Origin of the sequence: Sphingopyxis sp. 22461 (assembly GCF_052044915.1) — a bacterium.
GTDB lineage: Bacteria > Pseudomonadota > Alphaproteobacteria > Sphingomonadales > Sphingomonadaceae > Sphingopyxis.
The window spans coordinates 11,349-35,792 of record NZ_JBQENY010000018.1 but is presented as its reverse complement, the minus strand read 5'-3'; the positions used below and the strand labels follow the sequence as shown (position 1 = coordinate 35,792).

The following is a 24,444-nucleotide window of genomic DNA, read 5'->3' as shown; positions in this document are numbered from 1 at the left end:
TACGCAGCCTTATCGCGAAGCGGTTAGGCGAAGTTGGATGAGGGTGATGGCGCGTTACGACCATCATTCCGAGCCGCAACTGCACCCCCACCGCTGCGCCCCGGATCAAGTCCGGGGCTCGCTGCCTCCCCCATCGAGGGGGAGGGAAATTCAATCCGCCAGCGAAAGGATGTGCTTCGCCTGCTTGAGGTGCGGCGCGTCGACCATCTTGCCGTCGACCTGCAACACGCCGACCCCGGGATTGGCGGCGAAGGCGTCGACGATCGCCTGCGCGCGTGCGGTTTCATCCGCCGACGGGGTGAAGGCGGCGTTGATCGCCTCGACCTGCGACGGATGGATTGCCATCATCCCGGTGAAGCCGTCGCGTCGTGCGCGGGCGGCATAGGCCGCAAGTCCGGCTTCGTCCTTGATCGCCGGGAACACCGTGTCGATCGCCGCGGCGCCCGCTGCATGCGCCGCGAACAGCGTCAGCGCGCGCGCCACCTCATAGGGCGAGGTATAGCTCCCATCGGCCTCGCGGCTCGTCGTCGCGCCGATCGCGGCGGGCAGATCCTCGGCGCCCCACGTCAGCCCGAGCAGGCGATCCTTCGCCTCGCGATAGCTGCCGAGCGTGAAGATCGCCGCGGGGGTTTCGGTGGCGATCGGCAGGATCGGCGGCAGCGACGCATCGCGCGCGGCTTCGCTGCGGAGGATCGTGTCGAGCTGCGCGATGCTCGGCGCGCCTTCGGCCTTGGGCAGCATGATCGCGTCGGGTCCGGCGGCAAGGATCGCGGCAACGTCGGCGGCGGTCTGATGGCCGTCGAGCGGGTTGACGCGCACCAGCGTCACGACTTCGCGCGTTCCCGTCAGATAGTCGGCGATCGCGTGACGCGCCGCGTCCTTGTTCGCGAGCGACACCGAATCCTCAAGGTCGAGGATGATCGCATCGGCGCCCGATGCCGCGGCCTTGGCGAAACGCTCGGGGCGGTCACCGGGAACGAAGAGCAGGGAACGAAGTCGCATTAGCTGGCCTTCCGCTGGACAAGGGCAGAACGCTCGCACTGGCAGACAAGTTCATCGCGCTGGTTGATCGCGCGGTGGAGGAAGGTCACGATCCCTGCATTGGGCCGCGATTTCGATTCCTTGAGGCCGATGATTTCGCTCTCGGCGCGCAGCGTGTCGCCGATGAACACCGGCTTCGGCATAACCAGCTTGTCATAGCCGAGGTTCGCGACGAGCGTGCCGAGCGTCGTGTCGCCGACCGACAGCCCGACCATCAGGCTGAAGGTGAAGGTGCCGTTGACGAGAATCTGCCCGAATTCCGACGCCTTTGCGGCCTCGATATCGAGGTGCAGCGGCTGCGGATTGTGTGTCATCACGGTGAACAGCAGATTGTCGGTCTCGGTCACCGTGCGGCGAATGTCGTGGGTCAGCGTCTCGCCGATCTGCCATTCGTCGAAATATTTGCCTGCCATTATGCGTCTTCCTTTTCGATCCGCACGAGCAAGGCCTCGACCTGAACCTGCGCGCCGGCGGTCGCGTTGAGTTCGGCCACGACGCCGTCGAACGGCGCGGTCAGGCTGTGCTCCATCTTCATCGCCTCAAGCGTCAGCAGCTTTTGCCCTTTGGTCACCTTGTCGCCCGCGGCGACCTCGACCGCAATGACCTTGCCGGGCATCGGCGACAGGATTGCGCCGTCGCCCGCCGCGCCGCCAGCGCCGCCTTCGGCACGCCACGGCGTCAACTGCCAGACCGAACCACCCTCGGCAACGAGCATCGCTGGAGAGGGCTCCTCGGCGCCGGGGCCATGAAGCTCGACCTCGACGCGCTTGCCGTCGAGCAGGAAGGGCGCCGAGCGCACATCGGGGGCGTTGAGACGGAAACCCGATTGCAGCGAGCGCGGCACCATCGCCATCGCGGCGTTGGTCAGCGCCTGCGTGGTCGGCACCGGCTCTTCGGTCATCGCGTCGCCGTCGCGGCCGATCAGCCCGGTATCGACGGTGCCCGCGACGAAATCGGGATGATCGAGCGCGTTGATCAGGAACGCCGAATTGGTCTTCACCGGCCAGATCGCGCTGTCCTCCAGCATCTCCGACAGCAATTCGCGCGCTTCCTCGCGGTCCTCGCCCCAGGCGATGACCTTCGCGATCATCGGGTCGTAGAAGGGCGACACTTCGGCGCCTTCATAAACGCCGGTATCGACACGGCCGATATGCTCGGGGAGCTGGAAGAGTTCGAGCGTGCCGATGCTCGGGAGGAAGCCCTTCGCCGGATCCTCGGCATAGAGCCGCGCCTCCATCGCCCAGCCGTTGATCGCAAGCTCGTCCTGCGCGAGCGGGATCGGCTCTCCGCTAGCGACGCGCAGCTGCCATTCGACGAGGTCGACGCCGGTGATTTCCTCGGTGACGGGATGCTCGACCTGCAGCCGCGTGTTCATTTCCATGAACCAGATGCGGTCGGCGCGCAGACCTTCCGACGCGTCGGCGATGAACTCGATCGTGCCGGCGCCGACGTAGTCGACCGCCTTCGCGGCGCGCACCGCTGCGGCGCACAGGTCGGCGCGCGTCGCCTCGTCCATGCCGGGGGCGGGGGCTTCCTCGATCACCTTCTGGTGGCGGCGCTGCAGCGAGCAGTCGCGCTCGAACAGGTGGACGACATTTCCGTGCGTGTCGCCGAACACCTGCACCTCGATATGGCGCGGGGTCAGGATATATTTCTCGATCAGCACATGATCGTTGCCGAACGATGCCGCGGCCTCGCGCTGGCACGAAGCGAGCGCGTCGAGGAAATCGGCAGCAGCATCGACCTTGCGCATCCCCTTGCCGCCGCCGCCCGCGACCGCCTTGATCAGCACCGGATAGCCGATCTCGGCCGCTTGTTCGGCGAGGAAGGCGGGGTCCTGATTCTCACCCATATAGCCCGGCGTCACCGGCACGCCGGCATCGGCCATCAGCTTCTTCGCGGCGTCCTTCAGACCCATCGCGGTGATCGACGAAGGCTTCGGCCCGACCCACACCAGCCCGGCATCGGCCACCGCCTGCGCGAACTCGGCATTTTCCGACAGGAAGCCGTAGCCGGGATGGATCGCCTCGGCGCCCGTCGCCTTGGCTGCGGCGATGATCTTCTCGCCGATCAGATAGCTCTCACGTGCCGCTGACGGCCCGATATGCACCGCCTCGTCGGCCTCGCGCACATGCAGCGCCCTGGCATCGGCGTCCGAATAGACCGCCACGGTGCGAATGCCCATCTCGCGCGCGGTGCGGATGATGCGACAGGCGATTTCGCCGCGATTGGCGATAAGCAGGGACTGGATCATAGGGTTCCGTTCACTTCGAAATGCAGGACATGCGCTTCCTTTTCGATCAGGAAGTCATCGTCGAAATCATAATATTTGGCGGCATCGACCGGCGTGCCGGCAAAGCCCTCGATCACTTCGAGATTGTCCCAGAAGGTCAGCATCTCGAAATGGACGACATCACCCTCGGCGCGCCGGAAGCACCAGGCGCCGCGATTACCCGCGACCGACCGGTAATCGGGAATGGCGACGTCGAGCATCAGCCTGAAATAGGCTTCGGCCTTGTCCTTGGGGACGATCCCATGCCAGCGCCGCGCGATCATGGATGCGCCTCCGGAAACCCGTGGCGGACGTGCAGCGCGTGCAGCAGCCGTTTGAAGTCGCCCACAAAGCGCGTGCCTTGATGCTCGCCGTCGGCGAGCTCACCCGGCGCATCGTCGGCGAGCACCAGCACCGGCAGATTCTGGTTCGCCGCGCCGATCGCGGCGATGACCGCATTGCGCGGGCGCGGAAAGCCGATGCGGATCACCTCAAGCGCCGCCGCCTGCTCGGGAAAGCTCGCGAGCAATCCGTCGACCGTGATGCAATCCCGGCAATAGAAATTCCGCCCGGGCAATGCGGGGTCTTCGAACAGCGGATCGAGAAGATAAAGACGGTCGCGCATCATCACATCCGGAACACGCCGAAGCCGCGGTCCTCGACCGGGGCGTTCAGCGTCGCCGCGAAGGCGAGCCCGAGCACGTCGCGCGTCTGGGCGGGGTCGATGATGCCGTCGTCCCAGAGGCGCGCGGTTGCGTGATAGGGATTGCCCTCGTCCTCATATTTCTGGCGGATCGGCGCCTTGAAGGCCTCGGCCTCCTCGGGGGTCCATTTGTCGGCGTCGCGGTGGACGGTCGCGAGCACGCTCGCCGCCTGCTCGCCGCCCATCACGCTGATCCGGCTGTTGGGCCAGCTGAACAGGAAACGCGGGCTATAGGCACGCCCGCACATGCCGTAATTGCCCGCGCCGAAGCTGCCGCCGATCAGCACGGTGATCTTCGGCACCGTGGCCGTCGCGACCGCGGTCACCAGCTTCGCGCCATGCTTCGCGATACCCTCGGCCTCATATTTGCCGCCGACCATGAAGCCCGAGATATTCTGGAGGAAGAGCAGGGGAATGCGCCGCTGCTGCGCCAGTTCGATGAAATGCGCACCCTTCACCGCGCTCTCGCTGAACAGCACGCCATTGTTCGCGAGGATCGCGACCGGAATGCCCCAGATGTGCGCGAAGCCGCAAACGAGCGTGCTGCCGTAATTCGCCTTGAACTCGTGAAACTCGCTGCCGTCGACGATCCGCGCGATGACTTCGTGGACGTCGTAGGGCGCGCGGACATCATCGGGGACGACGCCGTAAAGCTCTTCGCCGTCATATTTGGGCGGGCGCGGGGCCTTCATCGGAACCTCGAACCCCTTGTCCGCACCCAGATGGCTGACGATGTCGCGCACGATCGTCAGCGCATGCTCGTCATTCTCGGCCAGATGATCGACAACGCCCGACTTCTTGGCGTGCAGGTCGCCGCCGCCGAGGTCCTCGGCGCTGATTTCTTCGCCCGTCGCGGCCTTCACCAGCGGCGGGCCGGCGAGGAAGATCGTGCCCTGACCCCGCACGATCACGGTCTCGTCCGACATCGCGGGCACATAGGCGCCGCCGGCGGTGCAGCTTCCCATCACGCACGCGATCTGCGGGATGCGCATCGCCGACATATTCGCCTGATTGAAGAAGATGCGCCCGAAATGGTCGCGGTCGGGAAATACCTGATCCTGATGCGGCAGGTTCGCGCCGCCGCTGTCGACGAGGTAGATGCATGGCAGGCGGTTCGCCTCGGCAATCTCCTGCGCGCGGAGGTGCTTCTTGACCGTCATTGGGTAATAGGTGCCGCCCTTCACCGTCGCGTCGTTGCACACGATCATGCACTGGCGTCCCGACACGCGCCCGATCCCGCAGATGAGGCCCGCACCCGGCACCTCGCCATGGTAGAGGTCGTTCGCGGCGAGCTGGCCGATTTCGAGGAAGGGCGCGCCCGGGTCGAGCAGCCGCTCGACGCGCTCGCGCGGCAGCAGCTTGCCGCGGCTCGTGTGGCGCTCACGCGACTTTTCATTGCCGCCGAGCGCGGCTTCGGCGACCGCCGTCCGCAGCGCGTCGGTCAGCGCGCGATTGTGCGCGCTGCGGGTGCGATATTCGTCGCTGTCCGCGTTGATGCTGGTGCCAAGAACCGGTGCGCTCACTGTACAGTCTCTCCCTGAAATCGGTTCGGAACTAACCCGTCGCTCGTCGATTGAAAAGCGCAGCAGGCCGAAAATGGTTGGCTTTGAAACCAGTTTTTCGCACGCGTCGGCCGCTTGCCTATCCGTGACAAAATAAGGTCATTTCCATGAAAAAAGCTGTCTTTGCCGTTCTTCTGTCCACCGCCGCGGTTCTTGCGGGACCCGTCGCCTGTAGCAGCGGCAAGGACAGCTCCGCCGCCTACACCGTCGGCACCGAAATCGGGATTAGCAAGGCCGCGATGGACACGGCCGCGAAGCCCGGCGACGACTTCTACGCCTACGCCAACGGCAATTGGGACAAGACGACCGAAATCCCCGCCGACCGCTCGTCGATCGGCGGTTTTTACGTCGCGCAGCTCGAAACCGAAAAGCGCAATCGCGAACTCGTCGACGCGATCGTCAAGAGCGACGCCGCCGCTGACACCAACGAGGGCCGCATCGCGGCTTTCTATAAGGCTTACACCGACACCAAGGCGATCGACGCCGCAGGCATGAAGCCCGTCGCCGCCGACCTCGCGCGTTTTGCCGCGATCACCGACAAGGCCGCGCTGTCGAAGGTCCTCGGCGAACAGCTCCGCGCCGACGTCGACCCCTTGAACGCGACCGATTTCGGCACCGAGAATCTGTTCGGCGTCTTCGTGACGCAGGGTCTCGCGACCCCGGGCGAAGTGATTCCCTATCTGCTGCAGGGCGGGCTCGGCATGCCCGAGCGCGAATATTATCTGTCGGCCGACCCGAAGATGGCGAGCATCCGCACGGCGTACCAAGCCTATATCGCCAAGCTGCTGACCGCCGCGGGCCAGAGCGACGCCGCCGCGAAGGCGAAGCGCATCTACGATCTCGAGGTCAAGATCGCGAAGGCCCACGCGACGCGCGAACAGAGCGAGGATTTCACCAAGTCGGCCGACGTCTGGGCAAAGGCCGATTTCGCCAAGAAGGCGCCCGGCATCGACTGGCCGGCGTTCATGGGCGCCGCCAAGCTCGACGGCGCGGCGAAGTTCGGCGCCTATCACGCGAACGCGATCACCGGCCTGTCGGCGCTCGTCGCGTCCGAACCGCTCGACGCGTGGAAGGATTGGCTCTCCTTCCACCAGATCAACAGCCACGCCGATGTGCTGCCGAGCGCGATCGATAGCGCGCACTTCACATTCTACGGTACGACGATGGCGGGCACGCCGCAGCAGCGCAGCCGTGACAAGCGCGCGCTCGATGCGCTCGACACCTATCTCGGCGACGCGGTCGGCAAAGCCTATGCCGACAAATATTTCCCCGCCTCGGCCAAGGCTGAAGTCGGCGACATGGTGAAGAACATCAAGGCCGCCTTCGCGACGCGCGTGAACACGATCGACTGGATGGCGCCCGAAACGAAGAAGGAAGCGATCAAGAAGGTCGAAACGATCGCGGTCGGCGTCGGCTACCCCGACAGCTGGCGCGATTACGGCAGCTACACCGTCGGCGCCAATGCCTATGCGAACGAGGTTGCGGGGCAACAGGCCGAATATGCGCACCAGCTCGCGAAGATCGGCAAACCGATGGAGAAGGGCGAGTGGTGGATGGTCCCGCAGACGGTCAACGCGGTGAACCTGCCGGTCCAGAACGCGCTGAACTTCCCCGCCGCAATCCTCCAGCCGCCTTTCTTCAACGCCAAGGCCGACCCCGCGTTCAACTATGGCGCGATCGGCGCGGTGATCGGCCACGAGATCAGCCACAGCTTCGACAATAATGGCGCGGCGTTCGATTCGACCGGCGCGCTGCGCAACTGGTGGACCCCGGCGGACCTTGCGAAGTTCAACGCCGCGGGCGACGCGCTCGCGGCGCAGTTCGACACCTACAAGCCGTTCCCCGATCTCGCGGTGAACGGCAAGCTGACGCTGGGCGAAAATATCGCCGACGTTGCGGGGCTGCAGGCGTCGTACGACGCTTACCGCGCCTCGCTCGGCGGCAAGGAGGCGCCGGTGATCGACGGCTTCACCGGCGACCAGCGCTTCTTCATCGCCTTCGCGCAGACGTGGGCGACCAAGATGCGCGCCGAGGCTCTGCGCGCGCGCGTCGCGACCGACGGCCATGCGCCGGGCATGTACCGCGCGCTGACGGTCCGGAACCTCGACGCGTGGTACAAGGCGTTCAACGTCCAGCCGACCGACAAGCTGTACCTCGCGCCCGACAAGCGCGTGCGCGTCTGGGGCTGATGAACGGGCAGGGCGGGGCGTCATTTCGCCTCGCCCTCACCGGACGGCGCGCCGGGCTTTTCCTTCAGGATAAGGTAGCGATAGACGCCGATCGCGTTGATGATCAGCAGCGCCATATTCTGCCACCCGATACCTTCGCTGTCGGGCTGCAGGAACCCCCATGCGATCAGCGCGATGCTGCTCGTCACGAAGACGACGAACGCCCAGCCGGTCCAGCGTCGCCCGAGGTTGAGCGACACGACCAGCGCGGCGAGCGTCGCCGCGCCCGCGCCATAATATTGCAGGACGGTGAGCAACGTATCGCTCATCGCGGCTCGATAAGGTTGCTGACTTCGACCAGATTGCCGTCGGGGTCATGGAAATAGAGCGAGTCGATCGTCCCCGTCGCGCCGTCGCGCAGTCCCGCATCGATGATCGCGACGCCCTGCGCCTCCAGATGCGTGCGCCATTCGGCAACCGGCGTATCGCTGAGCAGGCAGAAATTGCCACTGCCCGGCACGGTGTCGCGCGCAATGCTCGGGCTGGTCGCGGCATCCTGCAGGCTGATCTTGTTCGCGCCGAACTGCAGCGAATATTTGCCCGGCCGTTCCTCGCGTGCAGTCATGCCGAGCACGCGCTCATAGAAGGCGCGCGTCGCCGCGACGTCGCGGACGCACAGCACGATATGGTCGAAACCGGCGACGCGAAACCCGCTCATCGCCCGCTCGCCGTCGCGCCGTGGACATATTCGAGCTTCAGCCCGTCGGGATCGGCAAAGAAGACCGCGTAATAGGTCGGGCCATAGCGCGGATAATCGGCGGGCGCGTCGAGGATCGTCGCGCCGATCTCCAGCAACAGCGTGTGCAGCCGGTCGACATCCTCGCGGCTGTCGCTGGTCCACGCCAGATGATGGAGGCCGGGCGAATATCGATTGTGCGTCCGTTCGGCGCCGTCGCCCCGCGCTTTCAATATGCCGATCGAGTGGAAGGGCTCGCCAATGCGGTCCCAGTCGCTGCCATTGTCGTGATCGGCCGAGCGCCGGTAGCCGAGAAAGCCGAGCACGGCTTCGTAGAAGGGGCGCGAACGCGCAAGGTCGCTGACCGTCAGGTCGATATGATGGACCAGCCCGCGCGCGCTCATGCCGCCCCCAGCAGCGCGAAAACGCCCGAAGCGGTGAGGATAGGCCAGCCGATATGGCGGCCGCGCGTGTAGATCGCGTCGAACAATCCGGTCGCGGTCCACGCCGCGCCGATCAGCAGGATCAGCTCGCGCGGGGTGCCCGGCCAGACGACCGAGGCGGCCGACACCAGCATTAGCAGCGACAGCGCGTGCCACGCGAGGCGAAACACCCTGCGCGCGAGATCGACGCCCATGATGCCTTGATCGAGCATCATCAGCGGTCCAATCAACCGCCGTTCGCCCAAAGCGCCATGCACAATGGCCGTCGTCACCATGAAGGCGGCCGACAGCCACAGCCAGATCACGCGCCGGCGCCGATCAGTTCACGGCCGATCAGCATGCGGCGGATCTCGTTCGTGCCCGCGCCGATGTCGAGCAGCTTGGCGTCGCGCCAATAGCGCTCGACGGGCCAGTCCTTGGTATAGCCCGCGCCGCCCAGCGCCTGGATCGCTTCGCCTGCGACCTTCACGGCATTTTCGCTCGCGAGCAGGATGCAGCCCGCGGCGTCGAAGCGCGTCGTCTGCCCCGCGTCGCACGCCTTCGCGACATTATAGACGTACGAACGCGCTGTCTGGAGCATGACATACATGTCGGCGACCTTCGCCTGCATCAGCTGGAACGACCCGATCGGCTTGCCGAACTGCTTGCGCTCGCGGACATAGGGGATGACGGTGTCGAGGCACGCCTGCATGATGCCGAGCTGGAGCCCCGCAAGCACGACGCGTTCATAGTCGAGCCCCGACATCAGCACGCCGACGCCGCCATTTTCGGGGCCCATCACCTGTTCTTCGGATACTTCGCAGTCGGTAAAGACGAGCTCGGCGGTTGGCGAGCCGCGCATGCCGACCTTGTCGATCTTCTGTCCGATGCTGAACCCCGGCATGTCCTTCTCGATCAGGAACGCCGTGATCCCGCGCGACCCGGCTTCGGGGCTCGTCTTCGCATAGACGACGAGCGTGTCGGCGTGTGTCGCATTGGTGATCCAGAATTTGGTGCCATTGAGGACGTATCCGCTGCCCTTGCGGTCGGCCTTCAGCTTCATCGACACGACATCGCTGCCCGCGCCGGCTTCGGACATCGCCAGGCTGCCGACATGCTCGCCGCTGATCAGCTTGGGGAGATATTTCGCCTTCTGTTCGGCGTTGCCCCAGCGGCGGATCTGGTTGACGCAGAGGTTCGAATGCGCGCCGTAGGAGAGACCGATTGCGCCCGATGCGCGGCTGACTTCCTCGACCGCGATGACATGTTCGAGATAGCCGAGGCCGAGGCCGCCGAATTCTTCCTCGACGGTGATGCCGTGCAGCCCGAGGTCGCCCATCTGCGTCCACAATTCGTCGCGCGGGAACCAGTCGTCCGCATCGGCCTTGGCGGCGAGCGGCGCGATCTGTTCGTCGGCGAAACGGGCGGTGGTGTCGCGGATCATGTCGGCGGTTTCGCCGAGCGCGAAATCGAAATCGGGGGTGGCGCGCATGGATTACCTATCGATCGAGGGGGCAGGACTGCGCGCGAGTGTGCATCAAAATATCAGCATAGGGAAATTGAAACGAGGTGAGATTTGGCATAAAGAATATTTATGATAAAGCGCGCGCATATCCGCCAGTTCCTCGCCGTCGTCGATGCCGGCAGCTTTACACAGGCGGCGCTGCGCATCCGCGTCACCCAACCGGCGCTGTCGACCGGCATCGCCGAGCTCGAAAAGCTCGTCGGCACACCATTATTCATTCGTAACCGCCGCCAGATCCGGTTGACCGAGGCGGGCGGACGCTTCCTCCCCATCGCGCGCGATCTCGAACGCGGCTTTCGCGCCGCCGACGGCTTCGGGCGCGAGAGCGACCGCCTCGCGAGCGAACTCAAGCTCGGCGTGATCCGCTCGGCACCCGCCGAATTGCTGCAAGCGATCGCCGCCGCGCTGCGGCCGAGCTTCGCGATCGAACTCGTCGAAAACAGCGACTCCGAACTCCGCGCCGCGCTCGGCAGCGGCCGCATCAACATGGCGCTCGTCCCGCTCAGGACGGGCGAGCGCGGCGATCATGTGCTGCCGCTCTATGAAGAACCGCTCGCGATGTTCATCGCGTCGGACCATCCGCTCGCCGGGCGCATCGAGGTCGGCCCCGAAGAACTCGCCGCCGAAACGATGATCGCGCGCCGCGCGTGCGAATTCCTCGATGCGACGAGCCGCTTTTTCACCCGCCACGGCGTTCGCCCGCGCTTCGCGCTGCGCAGCGACAGCGACGAGCGTTGCCTGCGCATGGTCGCGGCGGGGATCGGCATCACCACGGCGCCCGTCTCGCTCGCGATCGACGGCATCGTGCCGCTGAAGGTCGCGGGCTATGATTTCCGCCGCGAACTCGGGCTGATCCTCGATCCGGCGTGGCGGGTCCTGCCCGAAGTCGCGCCGCGCCTGAGCCATATGCTCGAAACGATCGCCGCGATCGGCGCCGAATGGCGGCAGGCGAGGGTCGATGCCGCCGCATGACCCGCACCCCCAAGTCTGGCTTGCAGCGTCGAAAGGCCATAACGTTTGCCCCCTCGCATCACGCAGCGGTACGGCGACGTCCTTCACCCCGTCCATTTGGACGTATGACTAGATGAAAAATGCCCTATTCCGCTCTCCACGGCGGAAGCGCGAGGAGGCGAGTTTGTTGTCGTCTGAGTTACAGACAAAATCACTGGAGCTGACCCATCTCGACCGGCTCGAGGCCGAGAGCATCCATATCATGCGCGAAGTGATGGCCGACGCGGCCAAGCCCGTGATGCTGTACAGCGTGGGCAAGGACAGCGCCGTCATGCTGCATCTCGCGCGCAAGGCCTTCTATCCCTCGCCGCCGCCGTTCCCGCTGCTCCACGTCGACACGACATGGAAATTCCAGGCGATGTACGAGCTGCGCGACCGCATGGCGCGCGAGAGCGGCATGGAGTTGCTCGTCTATCAGAACCCCGAGGCGAAGGAGCGCGGGATCAATCCGTTCGACCATGGTCCGCTCCACACCGATATGTGGAAGACCGAGGGGCTGAAGCAGGCGCTCGACCTCCACGGCTTCGACGTCGCGTTCGGCGGCGCGCGCCGCGACGAGGAAAAGAGCCGCGCGAAGGAGCGCATCTTCTCCTTCCGCACCGCCAGCCACGGCTGGGATCCGAAGAAGCAGCGCCCCGAGCTCTGGAACCTCTACAACGCCCGCAAGGCGAAGGGCGAAAGCATCCGCGTCTTCCCGATCTCGAACTGGACCGAGCTCGACATCTGGCAGTATATCGCGCGCGAGAATATCCCGATCGTCCCGCTCTATTTCGCCGCGCCGCGCCCGACCGTGGAGCGCGACGGGCTGTTGCTGATGGTCGACGACGACCGCTTTCCCTTGCTACCGGGCGAGACGCCCGTCGAACGCTCGGTCCGCTTCCGCACCCTAGGCTGCTACCCGCTCACCGGCGCGGTCGAGAGCGAGGCGAGCACGCTGTCCGAGGTGATCCAGGAAATGCTGCTCACCACCACCAGCGAGCGCCAGGGGCGCATCATCGACAAAGATGGCGGTGACGCCAGTATGGAGAAGAAGAAGCAGGAGGGGTATTTCTGATGACCGATCCTGTTTACGTCACCGACGCCCTCATCGCCGAGGATATCGACGCCTATCTCGAACAGCATCAGCAGAAGTCGCTGCTGCGCTTCATCACCTGCGGCTCGGTCGACGACGGCAAGTCTACGCTGATCGGCCGCCTGCTCTATGACTCGAAGATGATCTTCGAGGACCAGCTCGCCGCGCTCGAAGCCGACAGCAAGCGCGTCGGCACCCAGGGGCAGGAGATCGATTTCGCGCTGCTCGTCGACGGCCTCGCCGCCGAACGCGAGCAGGGGATCACGATCGACGTCGCCTACCGCTTTTTCACCACCGAAAAGCGCAAGTTCATCGTCGCCGACACCCCCGGCCACGAGCAGTACACGCGCAACATGGTCACCGGCGCCTCGACCGCCGACCTCGCGGTCATCCTGATCGACGCGCGCAAGGGCGTGCTCACGCAGACGCGCCGCCACAGCTTCCTCGCGCACCTGATCGGCATCAAGCATATCGTGCTCGCGGTGAACAAGATGGACCTTGTCGGATACGACAAGAGTGTCTTCGATCGCATCACGCTGGCGTATCGCGCGTTTGCGAGCGAGATCGGCATCACCAATTTCACCGCGATCCCGATCTCGGGGTTCAAGGGCGATAACATCACCGCGCTCTCGGACAACACGCCGTGGTTCAAGGGGCCGGCGCTGATCGAGCATCTCGAAAATGTCGAGATTGGCGCCGCAGCCAACGAGGCGAAGCCGTTCCGCCTGCCGGTGCAGTGGGTCAACCGCCCGAACCTCGATTTCCGCGGCTTCTCGGGCCAGCTTGCGAGCGGCAAGATTAAGCCCGGCGATGCCGTACGCATCTTGCCCAGCGGCAAGACCACGACGGTTGACCGCATCGTCACCCTCGATGGCGATCTCGACGAAGCCGTCGCAGGCCAGTCGGTCACGCTGACGCTCGCCGACGAGGTCGATTGCTCGCGCGGCGATGTCATCGCAGCCGCCGACGCGCCGCCCGAAGCGGCCGACCAGTTCGAGGCGACGCTCGTCTGGATGGCCGACGAGGCGATGATCGCGGGCCGCGCCTATTGGCTCAAGCTTGCGACGCAGAGCGTCTCGGCGACGATCCAGCAGCCGAAATATGAGATCAACGTCAACACGCTCGACCATCTCGCGGCGAAGACGCTCGAACTCAACGGCATCGGCGTCGTCGAACTGTCGACCGACAAGCCGATCACGTTCGAAGCTTATGGCGACAACCGCACGCTCGGCGGCTTCATCCTGATCGACAAGCTGACCAACGCCACCGTCGCCGCGGGCATGCTGCACTTCAGCCTCCGCCGCGCGCAGAATGTCCATTGGCAGGCGACCGACATCAGCCGCGACATGCGCGCGAACCTCAAGAACCAGCGCCCAGCGCTGCTCTGGTTCACCGGCCTTTCGGGTTCGGGAAAATCGACGATCGCGAATCTGGTCGAGAAGAAGCTGCACCGGATGAACCGCCACAGCTTCCTGCTCGACGGCGACAATGTCCGCCACGGGCTCAACCGCGACCTCGGCTTTACCGAGGCCGACCGGATCGAGAATATCCGCCGCGTCGGCGAAGTCGCGAAACTGATGAGCGACGCCGGCCTCATCGTCATCACCGCCTTCATCTCGCCCTTCCGCGTTGAGCGCGAAATGGTGCGCAGCATGTTGCCCGAAGGCGAGTTCATCGAAGTCTTCATCGACACGCCGCTGGCCGAGGCCGAGCGACGCGACGTCAAGGGTCTCTACAAAAAGGCGCGTGCGGGTCAGCTCAAGAATTTCACCGGTATCGACAGCCCCTATGAGGCGCCCGAGAGCCCGGAAATTCGTATCGACACGACCGCGATGACGCCCGAAGAGGCGGCGGACCTGATCATCGATCGCTTGTTGGGATAGATATGACTGTGGGGGAAAGCGACGAACAACTGGCCGAACGGCTCGCAACCGCCGCGGGCGTGATCCTGCTCGACTTGCGGGCGCGGGGCGACCTCGAAGGCAAGGCGCTGGGGAAGGCCGGTGACGAGCAGGCCAACGCCATGCTCTGCCGCGAGATTCGCACCGCGCGCGCCGACGATGCGCTTCTCTCCGAAGAGGAAAAGGACAATGTCGCGCGCTGTGGCAGCCCTCGCGTCTGGATCGTCGACCCACTCGACGGAACGCGTGAATATGGCGAAGGCCGGGATGATTGGGCGGTGCATGTTGCGCTCGCGGTCGATGGCGTTGCAACGGTGGGCGCGGTCGCGCTGCCGGGCCTCGGCATCACGCTGACCTCCGGCGCTCCGGTCGTGCTTCATGCCGCAAACGAGCCGCTCCGCATGCTTGTCAGCCGAACGCGCCCCGCCGCTGAAGCGGTCTTTGTTGCCGGGAAACTTGGCGCTGAACTCCTTGCGATGGGCTCGGCGGGCGCCAAGGCGATGGCGGTCGTGCGCGGCGAGGCCGATATTTATCTTCATACCGGCGGCCAATATGAATGGGACAATTGCGCCCCCGTCGCGGTGGCGCAGGCGGCGGGTCTGCACGTCAGCCGCGTCGACGGCTCACCGATCCGTTATAACAATGCGGACAGTTATCTGCCTGACCTGCTGATCTGCCGGAAGGAGTTTGCCGGTGAGGTGCTTCGCCTTGCCGCGGAATATTCGCCAGACTGACGGGCAGGGCATTGCCAGCGGCGCGACCGCATCCTAATCCGTTGCATCGAGAAACCGAAAACGGGAGATGCGCGATGACCGACCTGCCTGAAACTAACCTCACCATGCTGACGCTTGTGAAGCCCGAAGGGCAGCTCGAGGTGTCGCTTGAACCGCGCCCGATGCCGATGCCGAAACCGCACGAGGTGCTGGTGAAGGTGCTCGCCGCGCCGATCAACCCGTCGGACCTCGGTCTGCTGTTCGGCGGCGCCGACATGTCGACCGCGCGTGCATCGACCAGGGACGGCCAGCCGCTGATCACCGCCGACGTCCCGCCCGCGGGCATGCGCGCGATGGGCGGGCGCATCGGCGATGCGCTGGCGATCGGCAACGAAGGCTGCGGCACCGTCGTCGCGGCGGGGGACACGCCCGAGGCGCAGGCGCTGCTCGGCAAGATCGTCGCGCTGCTCGGGGGCGAGATGTACGCCGAATATCGCTGCCTGCCGGTGCAGATGGTGATGCCGCTGCCCGACGGCACCGATCCCGCCGATGGCGCCTCCTGCTTCGTCAATCCGCTGACCTCGCTGGCGTTCACCGAAACGATGCGGATGGAGAACCATAGCGCGATCGTCCACACCGCTGCGGCATCGAACCTCGGGCAGATGCTCGTCAAGATTTGCGCGAAGGACGGCATCCCGCTCGTCAATATCGTGCGGAGCGACGCGCAGGTCGAAATCCTCAAAGGCATCGGCGCGAAATATATCGTCAACAGCAGCGCCGACGATTTCATGGAGCGACTGGTCGACGCGATCGTCGAAACCGGCGCGACGATCGGCTTCGACGCGACCGGCGGCGGCAAGCTCGCGGGCCAGATCCTGACCGCGATGGAAGCCGCGGCGGTCAAGCGCATGACCACCTACAGCCGCTACGGCTCGGACACGTTCAAGCAGGTCTATATCTATGGCGCGCTCGACCTGTCGCCGACGACCTTCTCGGCGCGCAGCTTCGGCCTGACCTGGGCGCTCGGCGGCTTTCTGCTGACGCCGTTCATGGCGAAGGCGGGCATGGAAACCGTTGGCCGGATGCGTAAGCGCGTCGTCGATGAACTCACAACGACCTTCAAGAGCCACTACAGTCACGAAATCTCGCTAACCGAGGCGCTGAATGTCGATACGGCGCAGGCGTATAATGCGAAGCGCACGGGCGAGAAATATTTGATCAAGCCGCACGGGTAGGGCGCGGGGTGCGCTCTCGACTCGAAGCGGCCGTCGCACCCATCTTACTTCGTCATCCCCGCGAAAGCGGGAACCCAGTGTGGGCTGACCCCACACTGGGTTCCCGCTTTCGCGGGAGCACCGATGCTATAACTCGATAGAAGTGGTTATTTGAACTCGCATGCGGATCGGAGAACTGACTGTTTGGCGCCTGATGGGCGGATTTTTCGAAGCGCCCAAGGCTCGTTGCCTCTCCCATGGGAGAGGATGTAAGGCGCATTCCTATCCAGCGAAATAGTCGATGGGCCGCGATCCTTCCACGCCGGCGCTCCCGTGCGTCTCGATCGCGCCTGGGGCGCCGAACGACGCGATTTCCTGTGCCATCAACGCGATGCGCGGATCGGCGGCCGAGCTTTCGAACGGCGATTGGCCGCCGTTGCGATAGGTTACCAGCACGTCGGAATCGTCCAGGTGCGTCACGCCCATCACCGTGATGCGCCCGCCGTTGAACTCCAGGATCGCATTGCCGTTTACATAATGGACCTGGAGTTGGCCGTTGCGGGGATCGCCGGCCTCGGTGCCGCGCAGGTCGATCAGGTCGTTGTCGCCCGCGGACTGGCCGAAATCCCAGATGATGTCGCCGCCCGACAGCCCGTTGAAGATGAAGCGATCGTCGCCGCCGCCCCCCCAGAGCTGATCGTTGCCCGCCCCGCCGTCGAGCGTGTCCGCGCCGCCGCCCGTCGCCACGCCCGCGCCCGTCTCGCCATCACCGTAGAGCCGGTCGTCGCCGCTGCCCCCTTTCAGCGCGTCCCTGCCACCCTGGCCGCCCGCCGCGATGCTCCGTGCGTCGCCATAGAGTATGTCGGCGCCGTCGCCGCCGAACAGCAAGTCGTTGCCGCCGCGGCTGCCGCTCCCGATCGCAAGGAGATCGCCGTAAAGCGTGTCGCGCCCCAGTTCGCCATAGAGCCGATCGCTCTGCCAGCCGCCGACGAGCTCATCGTGGTGCAGCCCGCCGTAGAGCTTGTCCTCACCCTTCTCGCCGAACAGCCGGTCCTCACCCGCGCCGCCGAAGAGCGTATCGCCGCCGTTGCCGCCGCTGATCGTGTCGTTGGCGAAGGACCCCGTCAGCGTTTCCGCGGCGCCCGTGCCGCCGACGGCATTGGGGGCAAGGGCATCCACCGCGAAGATCTGCGCCTTGATCGCGCCGTCCATATTGTCGATGTCATCGCCACTGCCGTCGGTCCAGCTGATCGCGAAGCGATCCGCGCCGAGCCAGGCGACGCGGGGATGGTCCTGATCGTAGAGCGCGGAGGTGTTGACCTGGAATTCATCGCCCAGCCGCTGGCCGTCGCCGCCGAATACCGCCGCGCGGATCGAGGCACCCGGGTTCGCCTCGCCGGGTTCGCCGTTGGCGTCGCGCCAAGTGACGACGAAGCGCCCGTCCGAAAGCGCCGCGACATCGGCGTCGCGCTGGTCGCCCGCGGCGAGCGCATTGATCGTGAAGGTCTCGCCCAGCGGCAGGCCCGCGGGCGAGAAGATTCGCGCCTTCACGTCGGTGCCGTTAGGATCGACCGCCGGATCGGCATCGGGGGCGTCGTCCTGCCACACCACGACGATGTTGCCATTGGAAAGCTGGACGATCGAAGGCCTCGGATCCTCGCCCGGCGCCGCGCCGATCTCGAAGATCGCACCCGCGCTGCCGTCCGCCGCGCGGATCTGGCCGTAAAAGGCGGGAAGCCCTCCTTCCTGCGCATCGTTTTCGTCGCGCTGGCCGTGCCAGAGCAGCGCGAACGCTCCATCGGCCAGCGCCGCCACCGCCTTCGGCTTCACGCGCCCGTCCCAGCCGAACACGAAGCTCGAAACGACCGTTCCGTCGGCGGCGCGGATCTCGCCCTCGCCCTGATCCTCGCCGCTCCACACCGTCACCGTGCGGCCATCGGCGAAGGCCGCGACCTGCGGGTTCTGGTGGTAATAATCATAGTCGGTCAGCAGTTCGGGGCCGGTCGCTACGCCGTCGGCGCCGATGATCCGCGTGTTCACCGAGGCGCCGGGAAGATGATTCTCCTCGCCGCTGCTGTAGACGATCGCAAAGCTCCCGTCCGCACGCGCGGTGACCGCCGGGTTGACCTGCGCGTCGTCGGTGATCGTGTTTACGCGGAACTCCTCGCCGATCGCTCGGCCCGTTCCGAAAGCGCGGGCGTGGATGTCCGAATAGGATCTGGGCACCTCCTCGTCGCTGCGCCAGGTGACGACGAAATCCCCATCCGCGGTGCCCGATATATCGGCATGGTCTTGCGCCCCGTATGTTTGGAGCGTGTTGACGAGAAACTCGGTTCCGATCTTGGCGACCATGATCATGCTCCCTCATCCGCAGGGTGGACGGAGACGTCTCATAGCGGGGGAGAGTTTGCCGCGCACCTCCGCGCCGGGACGCTTGAGCCCGCACGCCTCTTTTGCGCGACGGTCCGCGCGGATGGACTTGCCCGCGTCGTCCCTCATCTTGGCCGTTCAATCCCCCCGTGGACACCCGAAAGCGGCCACTATATTTCTGGTCAGAGAGCGACGGTTGTACACCTAATTTAAGTCGCCCGCAGCCGACCGAAATTGTCTGCCCGTTTCTTGGAAGATGCAGCTTGCTCAGCGCCGGAGCGCCCGGAAAGCGGACTTTACCGGATACTAACCATATATTTTTAACCTCGGCTGCAAAGCAGATGGCATTGAGTCTGCTTTGATTAGGGGGGCGGGTTTTGCAGATACAGATTGCGCGCAATTTCCCATGGCGCTGGGGCCTGTGGTGGTTGGTGTTGCCCAATTTGACGTTCATCGCGATGTGGCCAGTCGGCGGCCCGGGTATGGTGTTGCCGATGGCGATAGGCGGCGTGATCGCGCTGCTATTGTCGGGTTGGAGCCATCATCCCGCACGGACGATGCTTGCCGTAGCCCTGTTCGTCTTCAGTTTAATGTTTTACACGACCATGTCGTTCAACCTGGAACCGACGGAGTTGCTGAATTCGATCGAATTTGCGGGCGAGCTCGATCCTATCCAATCGCCCGAATATCTGATCGGCGGCCTGTTGCTGGCGGCATCGCTTGTTGCGCTCGTTGTGCTCGGACCGCGCATCCCGCCGCTCAAGACGCGCGACCATAAAATTCTTGCGGTTGTCCTGGTCTTGTTGCTGATCAACGCCGATGTGTTCGCAACCGCTACAACACTCGGTTCTTACAAGATGCGCGCGCCCGTCGGCACACCGGTCGATTCCGCAATCATCCAGAACCATATCACGCCTTCGACAGTCAAAGCCCGCAACCTGCTGGTGATCGTCGTCGAATCCTGGGGCGTATCGTCCGATCCGTTCGATCGCGCACTGCAGGACCACCTCTGGAGCCCGGGACGATGGAGTGAGCGTTACGAGGTGATGCGGGGCAAGAGCCGCTATTATGGGTCGACGACGAGCGCCGAACTGCGCGAGCTTTGTGCCGTCTGGTCGGGTTTCAAGTCATATGATTTCGACAATGCCGACTGCTTGCCGCAAAAATTTCGCGCCGCGGGCTTTCAGGTCGAGGCGCTGCACAGTTTCAACGGCATGTTCTTCGATCGCGCGGCATGGTATCCGAAGATCGGTTTCGAACGTGCGCTGTTCGCGAAAGAGCTGCTCGTCATGGGGGCCGATGATTGTAGCAACAGTGTTTTTCCAGGCGCTTGCGACAATGACATTCCGCGCTTGATCGGTCAGCGGCTGCGCGAAGCCCCGGGCAAGCGCAAATTTCTCTATTGGCTGACCCTCAATGGCCATATTCCGGTGCCGTCCGATCGGGAATTGGGCACCGATGATTGCCGGCTGGGCGCTGCGGAGTGGCGCGACAAATATCCGATGCTGTGCCGCAGCTTCGAATTGCAGCGGCAGCTGGCCGACAGCATCACCGCGGAAATCATGAAACCCGATTTTCCCGATACTGACATTCTAATCGTCGGCGATCATATGCCGCCTTTTTTCAAGCGCGATATACGCATGCGGTTCGACCATGCGCATGTCCCCTGGATCATGCTGCGTAGCCGCCAAAGGGCCAACCAACGCCTGTCTGAACTTTCATCATCTTCGTCGGGCCGTTTTAGTGCCGCGCACGCTGCCCAAGATGCAGCAATCGGACGGTAGTCGCACTAGCGAATAGGCGAGCGCGAATGTCCGCGTTCCAAGATTTGCGCCGAAAGCGAACGGTCTCAGGCCAGCTAGAAATTACTAGCCTATGCAGGCTTGCGCCTTTTCGAAAGATCGATTGCCACCGATTTGATTTCGGGTTCAATGGATTTGGGAGTTGCGCGGATGACTGCGCAAACTAATACTCGTACGAATTACTAAAACAAAACGACGAGAGATCTTCCCACCAAATGTCCGATGCCGTCGATTCATTCTCACCTGATGGTCCGAACGAAGAGGTTTCCGGGCAGATCGATCAATCGCTGGCATGTTTCATTCTGCTGGCGAAATTCCTCGGCGTGCCGGCCGATTCGGAGCAAATTCTCCATGACCGCGGGAGGGGCGACGATCCTTTTCTACTGGAGGACCTGGCCCGCATCGCCAGGCGGATCGGCCTGACGGCCCGCGTCCGACAGGTGGCGCTACCGGACATTGCGAAACTGCCGTTACCGGCTTTGGCAGAAACTTCCGACGGCGATGCCGTCATCCTGCTCAAGGTCGAAGATGCCAACCTGAACCCGCGCTATCTCGTCCAGCGCGGCGACGCTGAGCGCCCCGAAATATGGAATAGCCTCGAAACGGCGGAGCGCCTTTCGGGGCGGGTTCTTCTGATGACCAGCCGTGAGAAGATGGTCGGCGATACGCGCCCCTTTGACATCGCCTGGTTCATTCCTGCGCTCGTGCGCTATCGCGGACCGCTCCGCGACGTGTTGATCGCGTCCTTCTTCCTTCAGTTGATGGGGCTGGTCTCACCGATCTTCTTCCAACTGGTGATCGACAAGGTGCTCGTGCATCAGTCGATGACGACGCTCGACGTGCTGGCATTCGGTCTGGCCGCGGTGCTCATTTTCGAAACCTTGATGTCTGGCTTGCGCAACTGGCTCTTCGCGCACACGACCAATCGCGTCGACAGCGAGCTGTCGGCGCGCATGTTCCGGCATCTCCTCAACCTGCCGCTCTCCTATTTCGAGGCGCGGCGGGTCGGCGACAGCATCGCGCGCGTGCGGGAACTCGAGAGTATCCGCGAGTTCCTGACGTCCAATGCGGTCACCGTGGTGATCGACCTGTTCTTCACCATCGTCTTCTTCGCGGTGATGTATCTTTACTCGCCGCTCCTGACGCTGATCGTGCTGCTCTCGATCCCTTGCTACATCCTGATCTCGGTGCTGATCTCGCCGAGCTTGCGCACCAAGCTCGAGGAGAAGTTCCAGCGCGGCGCCGAGAACCAGTCCTTCCTCGTCGAAAGCGTGACCGGCATCGGCACGCTGAAAGCGATGGCGGTGGAGCCGCAGATGCGCGATCGGTGGGAAAAGCTGTTCGCCGGCTACACCAACACCGGGTTCGATGTTGCGAAGCTCGCCAATTGGGGCAGCCATCTGATCCAACTCGTCTCGAAGCTGACCACCGTCGCGATCCTCTATTTCGGGGCCAAGGCGGTGATCGCGGGCGACCTGACTGTCGGATCGCTCGTCGCCTTCAACATGCTGTCGGGGCGGGTCGCGGCGCCGATCCTGCGGCTATCGCAGCTCTGGCAGGATTTCCAGCAGGTGCGCATTTCGGTCGAGCGGCTCGGCGACGTGCTCAATTCGCCCGCCGAACCGGTATATAATCCGAACCGCGCCAGCCTGCCCCCGATCAACGGCGCGATCCGTTTCGACAAGGTGCGCTTTCGTTACCGCGCCGATGCGCCCGAGGCGCTGCGCGGGGTCAGCCTCGACGTCGCGGCGGGCGAAATGCTCGGGATCGTCGGCCCGTCGGGTTCGGGCAAATCGACGCTCACCAAGCTTGTCCAGCGCCTCTATGTGCCAGAGCAGGGGCGCGTGCTCGTCGACGGCGTCGACCTCGCGCTCGTCGATCCGCCATGGCTGCGGCGGCAGGTTGGGGTGGTGCTGCAGGAGAATATTCTTTTCAACCGCACGGTGCGCGAGAATATCGCGCTCGGCGATCCGACGCGGCCGATGGACGCGGTGATCGAGGCGGCAAAGCTCGCGGGCGCACACGAGTTCATCCTCGAACTCAATCACGGCTATGACACGGTGATCGACGAACGCGGCGGCAATCTGTCGGGGGGGCAGCGCCAGCGCATGGCAATTGCGCGCGCGCTCATCAACGATCCGCGGATCCTGATCCTCGACGAGGCGACCTCGGCGCTCGACGCCGAGAGCGAGGAGATCATCCAGCATAATCTCGCGAGGATCGCGACGGGGCGGACGGTCATCATCATCGCGCACCGCCTGTCGGCCGTGCGCCAGTGCCACCGTATCATCACAGTCGAAGCGGGCGAGGTAACCGAGACGGGAACCCACGCCGAACTGCTTCGCGCGGGCGGGCGCTATTCGCAGCTCCACGCCAAGCAGATGGGCGGCGGAGCATGAGCTGGCGCGAACGCCTGGCGCAGCGCTTTCCGAATATGACCCGGCACGTGGCGATCCTGCGCGAAAGCTGGCGCCGCCAGGACGAGACGGATCGGATCGCGCGGCCGCGCAGCGACCATGAATTCCTGCCCGCGGCGCTCGAGATCATGGAAAAGCCGCCGAGCCCCGGTCTGCGCTGGCTGATGCTGTCGCTGTGCGGCCTCCTGCTCGTCGCACTTGTATGGTCGATCGTCGGGCGCGTCGATGTCGTCGCGACCGCGAGCGGCAAGGTCGTGCCGGCGGGCAACGTCAAACAGATCCAGCCGATCGAGATCGGTTATGTCCGCGCGATCCATGTGAAGAACGGCCAGCATGTCGAGGCGGGGCAACTGCTCGTCGAACTCGACCCGACGCTTGCCGGTGCCGAGGCCGAACAGGCGAGCAAGGGGCTGCTGGGTGCCGAAGTTGATGCCGCACGCAACGCTGCGCTTCTCGGCCATCTCGGCGGGCGGTCCGCGCGTTTCACGGCGCCCGAGGGGACGTCGTCCGAAGTCGCCTCTACCCAGTCGCAATATGTCCGTTCGGCGATCGCCGAATATGAGGGAGAACGAGCGAGCCTGATACAGCAGCGCGCCGAAAACACCGCCGAGCTTGCAAGCGTCGGCGCCGAGATCGCGAAGCTCGAACAGACGTTGCCGATCGTCGAACAGCAACTCGCTGCGCGGCGCGAGCTGTCGAACAAGGGCTATTTCTCGAAGATCCGCCTGCTCGAATATGAGCAGCTCAAGATCGAGCATGTCCAGAATATCGAGGTGCAGAAAGCGAATGCGGCGCGAGCGCGTGCGACGATCGCCAATATCGACGCACAGCTCGCCCGTCTGCGCGGCAGTTTCGGCAAGGCTGCGGCGACCGAACTTGCCGAGAGCCAGCAGCAGTCGGGGCTGGCGCGCGAAGAAGTCACCAAGTCGCAGCGTCGGCGGGCCTTTATGCAGCTTCGCGCGCCGGTATCGGGGACGGTTCAGCAGCTTGCGATTTCAACCGTTGGCGGTGTCGTGCAGCCCGCGCAAACGCTGATGATCGTCGTTCCCGACAATGCCGCCCCGGTGGTCGAGGCGCGCATCCTCAACAAGGACATCGGTTTCGTCCGCGAAGGCCAGCCCGTTCGAGTGAAGCTCGAGGCTTATCCCTTCACCGATTACGGCATCGTCCCCGGCGTCGTCGAAAGCATCAGCCGCGACGCCGTCGATACCAGCGAGTCGGGCGCCGCCGAGCAGCGTGATCGCAACGGCCGCGTCGTGCAGCCGGGGCTCGTCTACACGACGCGCATCCGTTTACTAAAGCGCACCATTCGCGTTGCCGGCCGGGATCAGCCAATCGGTCCGGGGTTGGCCGTGCAGGCAGAAATCAAGACCGGCGACCGGCGGATCATCCAGTATATGTTATCGCCAATCGTACAGGCGGTCGATGAGGCGGGACGAGAGCGGTAAGCGAGTCGGACTAGCCGTCCGGTTGACTTCGACCAGAGGCGTCTGATCAGGGCTTAGAATGGATCAG

General features: G+C 64.4%; 21 protein-coding genes. 9 read left to right on the top strand and 12 right to left on the bottom strand.

All coding sequences use genetic code 11. The annotated features are described in order from the left end of the window. Window positions 1-150: 150 nt before the first annotated feature. The 6 genes from ACTJI5_RS21955 to ACTJI5_RS21930 are packed head-to-tail and all read right to left on the bottom strand — an operon-like array spanning window position 151 to window position 5,539. The gene (locus tag ACTJI5_RS21955; protein ID WP_440861818.1) at window positions 151-1,002 is read right to left on the bottom strand and encodes an HpcH/HpaI aldolase/citrate lyase family protein; all 852 of its coding nucleotides are present in this window, start codon (window positions 1,000-1,002) and stop codon (window positions 151-153) included. Then, window positions 1,002-1,454, bottom strand: coding sequence for a MaoC family dehydratase (locus tag ACTJI5_RS21950; RefSeq protein WP_440861817.1), 453 nt, complete (start codon window positions 1,452-1,454; stop codon window positions 1,002-1,004). The genes ACTJI5_RS21955 and ACTJI5_RS21950 overlap by 1 nt, the downstream gene beginning before the upstream one ends. Next, window positions 1,454-3,295 (bottom strand): acetyl/propionyl/methylcrotonyl-CoA carboxylase subunit alpha, encoded by a 1,842-nt coding sequence (locus ACTJI5_RS21945; protein ID WP_440861816.1) that lies wholly within the window; start codon window positions 3,293-3,295, stop codon window positions 1,454-1,456. Before ACTJI5_RS21945 ends, ACTJI5_RS21950 begins: the two co-directional genes overlap by 1 nt. Next, window positions 3,292-3,597, bottom strand: a complete 306-nt coding sequence (locus tag ACTJI5_RS21940) for a hypothetical protein (RefSeq protein ID WP_440861815.1) — start codon at window positions 3,595-3,597, stop codon at window positions 3,292-3,294. Before ACTJI5_RS21940 ends, ACTJI5_RS21945 begins: the two co-directional genes overlap by 4 nt. After that, the gene (locus ACTJI5_RS21935) at window positions 3,594-3,938 is read right to left on the bottom strand and encodes a DUF3088 domain-containing protein (protein ID WP_440861814.1); all 345 of its coding nucleotides are present in this window, start codon (window positions 3,936-3,938) and stop codon (window positions 3,594-3,596) included. The genes ACTJI5_RS21940 and ACTJI5_RS21935 overlap by 4 nt, the downstream gene beginning before the upstream one ends. 2 nt (window positions 3,939-3,940) lie before the next feature. Next, entirely contained in the window at window positions 3,941-5,539 is a 1,599-nt protein-coding gene (locus ACTJI5_RS21930; protein ID WP_440861813.1) for a carboxyl transferase domain-containing protein, read from the bottom strand. A 146-nt stretch (window positions 5,540-5,685) separates the two neighbouring features. Here ACTJI5_RS21930 and ACTJI5_RS21925 point away from each other — a divergent pair, with 146 nt between their 5' ends. Then, a complete protein-coding gene (locus tag ACTJI5_RS21925; RefSeq protein WP_440861812.1) occupies window positions 5,686-7,767 on the top strand; it encodes a M13 family metallopeptidase in 2,082 nt (693 codons plus the stop codon). 20 nt (window positions 7,768-7,787) lie between these two features. On the opposite strand, the gene ACTJI5_RS21920 is transcribed toward ACTJI5_RS21925, so the two are convergent. From ACTJI5_RS21920 to ACTJI5_RS21900, 5 genes are read right to left on the bottom strand one after another with little or no spacing between them, the layout of a single operon-like run. Beyond that, entirely contained in the window at window positions 7,788-8,075 is a 288-nt protein-coding gene (locus tag ACTJI5_RS21920; RefSeq protein WP_440861811.1) for a hypothetical protein, read from the bottom strand. Next, a complete protein-coding gene (locus ACTJI5_RS21915; RefSeq protein WP_440861810.1) occupies window positions 8,072-8,464 on the bottom strand; it encodes a VOC family protein in 393 nt (130 codons plus the stop codon). Before ACTJI5_RS21915 ends, ACTJI5_RS21920 begins: the two co-directional genes overlap by 4 nt. Continuing rightward, window positions 8,461-8,886 (bottom strand): VOC family protein, encoded by a 426-nt coding sequence (locus tag ACTJI5_RS21910; RefSeq protein ID WP_440861809.1) that lies wholly within the window; start codon window positions 8,884-8,886, stop codon window positions 8,461-8,463. The genes ACTJI5_RS21915 and ACTJI5_RS21910 overlap by 4 nt, the downstream gene beginning before the upstream one ends. After that, window positions 8,883-9,230: a hypothetical protein gene (locus tag ACTJI5_RS21905; RefSeq protein ID WP_037515153.1), complete on the bottom strand. Its 348-nt coding sequence runs from the start codon at window positions 9,228-9,230 to the stop codon at window positions 8,883-8,885. Before ACTJI5_RS21905 ends, ACTJI5_RS21910 begins: the two co-directional genes overlap by 4 nt. Next, window positions 9,227-10,396 carry an isovaleryl-CoA dehydrogenase gene (locus ACTJI5_RS21900; protein WP_440861808.1) on the bottom strand — a complete coding sequence of 390 codons (1,170 nt, stop codon included), beginning with the start codon at window positions 10,394-10,396 and terminating at the stop codon, window positions 9,227-9,229. The genes ACTJI5_RS21905 and ACTJI5_RS21900 overlap by 4 nt, the downstream gene beginning before the upstream one ends. Before the next feature lie 102 nt (window positions 10,397-10,498). Here ACTJI5_RS21900 and ACTJI5_RS21895 point away from each other — a divergent pair, with 102 nt between their 5' ends. The 5 genes from ACTJI5_RS21895 to ACTJI5_RS21875 all read left to right on the top strand — a co-directional run bounded on the left by ACTJI5_RS21895 (window position 10,499) and on the right by ACTJI5_RS21875 (window position 16,361). After that, window positions 10,499-11,401, top strand: a complete 903-nt coding sequence (locus ACTJI5_RS21895; RefSeq protein WP_440861807.1) for a LysR family transcriptional regulator — start codon at window positions 10,499-10,501, stop codon at window positions 11,399-11,401. A gap of 166 nt (window positions 11,402-11,567) precedes the next feature. Then, entirely contained in the window at window positions 11,568-12,494 is a 927-nt protein-coding gene (cysD, locus tag ACTJI5_RS21890) for a sulfate adenylyltransferase subunit CysD (protein ID WP_440861806.1), read from the top strand. Next, entirely contained in the window at window positions 12,494-14,395 is a 1,902-nt protein-coding gene (cysN, locus tag ACTJI5_RS21885; RefSeq protein ID WP_440861805.1) for a sulfate adenylyltransferase subunit CysN, read from the top strand. Before cysD ends, cysN begins: the two co-directional genes overlap by 1 nt. Before the next feature lie 2 nt (window positions 14,396-14,397). Further along, window positions 14,398-15,147, top strand: a complete 750-nt coding sequence (locus ACTJI5_RS21880) for a 3'(2'),5'-bisphosphate nucleotidase CysQ (protein ID WP_440861804.1) — start codon at window positions 14,398-14,400, stop codon at window positions 15,145-15,147. Window positions 15,148-15,221: 74 nt separating this feature from the next. Further along, complete coding sequence (locus tag ACTJI5_RS21875; protein WP_440861803.1) at window positions 15,222-16,361, top strand: zinc-binding dehydrogenase; 1,140 nt, start codon at window positions 15,222-15,224, stop codon at window positions 16,359-16,361. Window positions 16,362-16,622: 261 nt separating this feature from the next. On the opposite strand, the gene ACTJI5_RS21870 is transcribed toward ACTJI5_RS21875, so the two are convergent. Beyond that, entirely contained in the window at window positions 16,623-18,692 is a 2,070-nt protein-coding gene (locus ACTJI5_RS21870) for a calcium-binding protein (protein ID WP_440861802.1), read from the bottom strand. Between the two features lie 395 nt (window positions 18,693-19,087). Between ACTJI5_RS21870 and ACTJI5_RS21865 the strand changes: the two genes are divergently transcribed. The 3 genes from ACTJI5_RS21865 (at window position 19,088) to ACTJI5_RS21855 (ending at window position 24,377) form a co-directional block, all read left to right on the top strand. Continuing rightward, a complete protein-coding gene (locus tag ACTJI5_RS21865) occupies window positions 19,088-20,494 on the top strand; it encodes a sulfatase-like hydrolase/transferase (protein ID WP_440861801.1) in 1,407 nt (468 codons plus the stop codon). Window positions 20,495-20,727: 233 nt separating this feature from the next. Then, window positions 20,728-22,911 carry a type I secretion system permease/ATPase gene (locus tag ACTJI5_RS21860; RefSeq protein ID WP_440861800.1) on the top strand — a complete coding sequence of 728 codons (2,184 nt, stop codon included), beginning with the start codon at window positions 20,728-20,730 and terminating at the stop codon, window positions 22,909-22,911. Continuing rightward, window positions 22,908-24,377, top strand: coding sequence for an HlyD family type I secretion periplasmic adaptor subunit (locus tag ACTJI5_RS21855; protein WP_440861799.1), 1,470 nt, complete (start codon window positions 22,908-22,910; stop codon window positions 24,375-24,377). The genes ACTJI5_RS21860 and ACTJI5_RS21855 overlap by 4 nt, the downstream gene beginning before the upstream one ends. Window positions 24,378-24,444: the final 67 nt, after the last annotated feature.

Excerpts from the sequence above, each read along its gene's own strand:
- ACTJI5_RS21900 (WP_440861808.1), bottom strand. The coding sequence starts at position 10,396 with ATGCGCGCCACCCCCGATTTCGATTTCGCGCTCGGCGAAACCGCCGAC.
- ACTJI5_RS21955 (WP_440861818.1), bottom strand. The coding sequence starts at position 1,002 with ATGCGACTTCGTTCCCTGCTCTTCGTTCCCGGTGACCGCCCCGAGCGT.
- cysN (WP_440861805.1), top strand. The coding sequence starts at position 12,494 with ATGACCGATCCTGTTTACGTCACCGACGCCCTCATCGCCGAGGATATC.
- ACTJI5_RS21870 (WP_440861802.1), bottom strand. The coding sequence starts at position 18,692 with ATGGTCGCCAAGATCGGAACCGAGTTTCTCGTCAACACGCTCCAAACA.
- ACTJI5_RS21920 (WP_440861811.1), bottom strand. The coding sequence starts at position 8,075 with ATGAGCGATACGTTGCTCACCGTCCTGCAATATTATGGCGCGGGCGCG.
- ACTJI5_RS21895 (WP_440861807.1), top strand. The coding sequence starts at position 10,499 with ATGATAAAGCGCGCGCATATCCGCCAGTTCCTCGCCGTCGTCGATGCC.
- ACTJI5_RS21910 (WP_440861809.1), bottom strand. The coding sequence starts at position 8,886 with ATGAGCGCGCGCGGGCTGGTCCATCATATCGACCTGACGGTCAGCGAC.
- ACTJI5_RS21935 (WP_440861814.1), bottom strand. The coding sequence starts at position 3,938 with ATGCGCGACCGTCTTTATCTTCTCGATCCGCTGTTCGAAGACCCCGCA.
- ACTJI5_RS21860 (WP_440861800.1), top strand. The coding sequence starts at position 20,728 with ATGTCCGATGCCGTCGATTCATTCTCACCTGATGGTCCGAACGAAGAG.
- ACTJI5_RS21855 (WP_440861799.1), top strand. The coding sequence starts at position 22,908 with ATGAGCTGGCGCGAACGCCTGGCGCAGCGCTTTCCGAATATGACCCGG.
- ACTJI5_RS21915 (WP_440861810.1), bottom strand. The coding sequence starts at position 8,464 with ATGAGCGGGTTTCGCGTCGCCGGTTTCGACCATATCGTGCTGTGCGTC.
- ACTJI5_RS21940 (WP_440861815.1), bottom strand. The coding sequence starts at position 3,597 with ATGATCGCGCGGCGCTGGCATGGGATCGTCCCCAAGGACAAGGCCGAA.
- ACTJI5_RS21945 (WP_440861816.1), bottom strand. The coding sequence starts at position 3,295 with ATGATCCAGTCCCTGCTTATCGCCAATCGCGGCGAAATCGCCTGTCGC.
- ACTJI5_RS21950 (WP_440861817.1), bottom strand. The coding sequence starts at position 1,454 with ATGGCAGGCAAATATTTCGACGAATGGCAGATCGGCGAGACGCTGACC.
- ACTJI5_RS21925 (WP_440861812.1), top strand. The coding sequence starts at position 5,686 with ATGAAAAAAGCTGTCTTTGCCGTTCTTCTGTCCACCGCCGCGGTTCTT.
- ACTJI5_RS21880 (WP_440861804.1), top strand. The coding sequence starts at position 14,398 with ATGACTGTGGGGGAAAGCGACGAACAACTGGCCGAACGGCTCGCAACC.
- ACTJI5_RS21875 (WP_440861803.1), top strand. The coding sequence starts at position 15,222 with ATGACCGACCTGCCTGAAACTAACCTCACCATGCTGACGCTTGTGAAG.